At 48.1% G+C, this 424-nt stretch carries 3 tRNA genes; all 3 read left to right on the plus strand.

The annotated features are described in order from the left end of the window. Nucleotides 1-102 precede the first annotated feature (102 nt). A tRNA-Tyr gene (locus tag PMI05_RS29530) sits at nt 103-187 on the plus strand. Nucleotides 188-207: 20 nt separating this feature from the next. Beyond that, nucleotides 208-282: transfer RNA gene (locus PMI05_RS29535), tRNA-Gln, on the plus strand. 8 nt (nt 283-290) lie between these two features. After that, nucleotides 291-366, plus strand: a tRNA-Lys gene (locus tag PMI05_RS29540). The last annotated feature ends 58 nt before the right edge of the window (nt 367-424 follow it).

Consider the following 424-nt stretch of genomic DNA (forward strand, 5'->3'; position numbering starts at 1 on the left):
GAGCACCTGACTTGTAATCAGGGGGTTGTGGGTTCAAGTCCTATTGCCGGCACCACTTTTTCTTTAAAAGTTGAATAACGTTTGCTTTTGAAGGACAAGCTTGGGGAGATAGTGAAGTGGCTAAACACGGCAGACTGTAAATCTGCTCCCTCCGGGTTCGGCGGTTCGAATCCGTCTCTCCCCACCATTTTTTATTTTGCGGGTTGTTGGGGTATAGCCAAGCGGTAAGGCAACGGACTTTGACTCCGTCATTCCTAGGTTCAAATCCTAGTACCCCAGCCATTTTTCGAGAGCCATTAGCTCAGTTGGTAGAGCATCTGACTTTTAATCAGAGGGTCGAAGGTTCGAGTCCTTCATGGCTCACCAGTTTTTAAAACAAGAGATAGAACTTCATATGCGGTCGTGGCGGAATGGCAGACGCGCT

The sequence above is a fragment of the Brevibacillus sp. BC25 genome, assembly GCF_000282075.1.
In the GTDB taxonomy this organism is placed as follows: Bacteria; Bacillota; Bacilli; order Brevibacillales; family Brevibacillaceae; genus Brevibacillus.